Raw genomic sequence first — 3,942 nt, forward strand, 5'->3', positions numbered from 1 at the left:
GGGGGTGGGCGCACGTGTGACCTACCTAACATGAATGCGTCTCATGTTAGGAGGCCTGCCTCGCCGAGGAAAGACCCGCGGCGGGGTCGGTTCGCGGCGCACCGGCGCACCGGCGCGGTCCCGAGGCCCCTCGTGCGCGGCGGTGGGTTCGGCGTCCCCAGTTGTGTAGTCAAGTTTGACCAGTGGACTCGGGGAGGACTACCCTCGCAAAGTAATCAAACTTGACTAATGGGAGGTGCGCGTGGCCGCAGCGGACACCGCGCGGGCGGACGGCGGCAAGGAGGGGGACACGGGGCAGGAGCGGCCGGAGGCGGCCGTTCGGGCCAACGAGACGACCGTTCCGCTGCTGCCGTGCGTCTCGGCCGAGGAGACCCTGGAGTTCTACCGGGCGCTCGGCTTCGAGGTCACCTACGAGCAGACCAGGCCCTACCTCTACCTGGCCTTCCGCTGGAGCGGGTTCGAACTGCACTACGGCCGCGCCTCGAAGGACCTGGACCCGGGGCTGGAGAACAGCGGCGGCTGCATGGTCGTGGTCGACGCGGTCGCGCCCTACCACGCCGCCCTCACGCAGGCCATGCGCCGGGCCTACGGCAGGGTCCTGGCCAAGGGTCTGCCCCGCATCACGCGCCACCGGCCGGGCGCCAGCCGCTTCACGCTCATGGACCCCTCGGGCAACTCGCTCATCTTCATCCAGCGCGGCGAACCCGAGAGGCTGGAGTACGGCGGCTCCGGGGAACTCGACGGGCTCGCCCGCGTCCTGGACGGCGCGCGGATCCTGCGCGACTTCAAGACCGACGACCTCGCCGCCTTCCGGCGGATCCGCTCCGGACTGAAACGGCACGGGGACCGGGCGCCCGCGGTGGAGCGGGCGCTGGCACTGGCCATGCTCATCGAACTCGCGGTCGCCCTCGGCGAGGAGGAGGGCGTCCAGGAGTGGCGGGAGCGGCTGGGCGCGATCACCCTCACCGGCGGTGAGCTGAGCAGGGTCGAGGGGGAGTTGCGCAACGCCTCCGCGCTGCGGAGCTGGCTCGGCGCGCGGCCCCCGGAGGCGGACGGGAACTGAGGGGTCGCCTCAACCGGAGGGGGACGCCTCCGGCTCCTCGCCGGTGAGGACGCCCTCGTAGGGGTCGCCCCCCTCACCGGCGAAGGAGTAGGCGCCGCCCTCGATCCGCCGGATCAGCGAGCGCGTCCACGCCGCGTCCGACTCCGCGGAGTGCACCCACATGTCCATGATCTCGCCGATGTGGCCCGCCTGTCCGGGCCCCTCCTCCGGGGCGTAGTGGGCGACCACGCCCCCGCGCCACTCCTCCAGGCCCTCGACCCGCCGCCTCAGCAGGTCGACCGCCTCCCGCCGGGGCAGATCGACGACGAAGCCCAGACCGGCCGAGAGCACGTCCGTGTGCGCGTCGTGCGAGGACACCGCCCGGCGCAGCAGGGCGAAGTACTCCCGGGTGCCCTCCCCGGTGGTCTCGTACTCAGTCCGGGGCGGACCCCCGGCGGTGGACGGCGCGGTCTCGTGGGCGTGCAGCAGCCCCTGCCGGGCCATCTGCTTGAGCGCGTGGTAGATCGACCCCGGCTTGGCGTTGGACCACTCGTGCGCGCCCCAGGACTCCAGGTCGTTGCGCACCTGGTAGCCGTGCGCCCGCCCGCGCAGGCGGACCGCCCCCAGGACCAGCAGCCGGATGGCCGACATCCACACCCCTCATCCCACCAGCGCGTCCGCACCCTTCTGAGGCCCGCGCCCTTCGACTCCGACCAGCCTATCCACGCGCCCGCGCCCGCGCCGGCCCGCGCCCCCTGCCGCCTCCCCCGTGCCCTGACGGGCGCCGGCACGGGGGAGGGGCGTCGGCGCGACGGAGGGTTCTCAGCCGCGCCCGGGGACCGGGTCGCCCTGGCGGGCGTGCTCGCCGCCCAGCGCGATCGGCGCGGCCAGCCACTCGTCGCGCAGGCCGAACGCGTTCACCAGCTGCACGGCGTAGGGGCGCAGGCCCCGGCACAGGTCGTTGACCGCCTGGGTGACCGCCTTGGCCCGCGAGGTGGAGAGCCGCTCGTGCTCCAGGAACCACGCGCGGTCCTCCTCGACCACCGACATCACGTACAGGTCGCACAGCCGGTTGAGCAGCTTGGCGGTCGCGGTGTCCCCGCAGCGGTCGATCCCCGCCACGAACGCCTCCAGCACCACCCGGTCCATGTGCGCGCGGCCCGCGGCGAGCACGTGGTCCTGGGCGCGGTTGAACACGTCGAAGGCGTCCTCGCCGTTCCTGCCGGACCTGCGCAGCCGCGCGGCCAGGCCCTCGATGACGTGCTTCTCGCGGTCCTCCAGCAGCTCCAGCTGCCAACCCCGGTTGTACAGGCTGGCCTCCTCGCCGCGCCCCGGGGCGGCCGCGACGAGCCGCTCGATCAGCGGGATCGCGGCGGTGCGCTCGATGACCGTCTCGAAGACCTTGCCCGCCATGAACCGGGCCAGCCCCAGCTGGTCCAGGTCGCCGAACGAGTCCTTGAAGTTGGTCAGCAGGCCCTTGGTGAGCTGCTGGAGCAGGACCGTGTTGTCGCCCTCGAACGTGGTGAAGATGTCGGAGTCGGCCTTGAGCTGAGGGATCCGGTTCTCGGACAGGTACCCGGCGCCGCCGCACGCCTCCCGGCAGGTCTGGATGGTCTGGCTGGCGTGCCAGGTGGCCACCGCCTTGAGCCCGGCCGCCCGCGACTCCAGTTCGCGCTGGGCGTGCTCGTCGCGCTCGGGGGAGCGGGACAGCTCGTGCAGCCGGGTGACCAGCTCCTCCTGCGCGAAGTGCAGCGCGTAGGTGCGGGCCAGGGCGGGCAGCAGCTTGCGCTGGTGCGCCAGGTAGTCCAGGACGCGCACCTCCCGCTCGGGCCGCCCCTCGCCGTCGGGCCGGGTGAACTGGCGGCGGGTGTCGCCGTAGCGCACCGCGATGGTCAGCGCGGCCTTGGCCGCGCTCCCCGCGCCGCCCGCCACGCTGATCCGGCCCCGGACCAGGGTTCCGAGCATGGTGAAGAAGCGTCGGCCCTTGCTCTCGATGGGGCTGGAGTAGGTGCCGTCGGCGGCCACGTCCCCGTACCGGTTGAGCAGGTTGGTGCGCGGCACCCGCACGTGGTCGAACTCCAGCCGTCCGTTGTCCACGCCGTTGAGTCCGGCCTTGGGGCCGCAGTCGCCGATGCGCACGCCCGGCATCGGCCTGCCCCGCCCGTCCCGGATCGGGACCACCAGGGCGTGCACGCCGTGCTCCTCGCCACCGGTGCTCAGCTGGGCGAACACCACCGCCAGGCGGCCGTCGCGGGCCGCGTTGCCGATGTAGTCCTTGCGCGCCGCCTCGTCGGGGGTGTGGACCACGAACTCCTCGGTGTCGGGGTCGTAGACGGCCGTGGTGCGCAGGCCCTGCACGTCCGAGCCGTGGCCGGTCTCGGTCATCGCGAAGCAGCCGGGCAGCTCCATCGACATCGCGCCGGGCAGGTACTCGGCGTGGTGGGCCTCGGTGCCCAGGGCGCTGATCGCCCCGCCGAACAGCCCCCACTGCACGCCCATCTTCACCATGAGCGACAGGTCGTTGACCAGCATCTCGAAACCGACCACGGACGCGCCGACGTCGTCGCGGCCGCCCACCGAGGCGGGGAAGCCGTAGGCGGGCAGGTCGGTCTTGGCCAGGGCCTTGATCTGGGTGAGCGTGCGGGCGCGGTGCTCCTCCACCGACAGCCCGTACACGGGGGTGTACAGGTCTCCCCGCAGGGCGTCGCGCATGTGTTCGCGCACGTGGGCCCAGCGGCCGTCGAGCAGGCCGCGCAGCTCGGCCTCGTCCACTCTCAGCGCCTGTTCGTTCATGTGCTCCCCCTGTGGTCCTGGCTGACGCGGCCCGGCCCGTGTCCGCCGCCGGAAGGGGCGGGTCGCGCACGGAACCGTACCCGCGGGTACACGCCCCACGTTAGGGG

Annotated in this window: 3 protein-coding genes; 1 reads left to right on the plus strand and 2 read right to left on the minus strand. The window is 73.0% G+C overall.

Translation table 11 applies throughout. From position 1 onward, the window contains the following. Positions 1–241 precede the first annotated feature (241 nt). On the plus strand, positions 242–1,063 hold the full coding sequence (locus tag DQW06_RS14055; RefSeq protein ID WP_083555295.1) for a glyoxalase: 822 nt from the start codon (positions 242–244) through the stop codon (positions 1,061–1,063). 9 nt (positions 1,064–1,072) lie between these two features. Here DQW06_RS14055 and DQW06_RS14060 read toward each other — a convergent pair whose 3' ends face one another. Further along, positions 1,073–1,693, minus strand: coding sequence for a PadR family transcriptional regulator (locus DQW06_RS14060; protein WP_013154235.1), 621 nt, complete (start codon positions 1,691–1,693; stop codon positions 1,073–1,075). 171 nt (positions 1,694–1,864) lie between these two features. Further along, positions 1,865–3,835 carry an acyl-CoA dehydrogenase gene (locus tag DQW06_RS14065; protein WP_117198598.1) on the minus strand — a complete coding sequence of 657 codons (1,971 nt, stop codon included), beginning with the start codon at positions 3,833–3,835 and terminating at the stop codon, positions 1,865–1,867. Positions 3,836–3,942: the final 107 nt, after the last annotated feature.

The organism is Nocardiopsis sp. TNDT3 (assembly GCF_003427465.1).
GTDB classification, from domain to species: domain Bacteria; phylum Actinomycetota; class Actinomycetes; order Streptosporangiales; family Streptosporangiaceae; genus Nocardiopsis; species Nocardiopsis dassonvillei.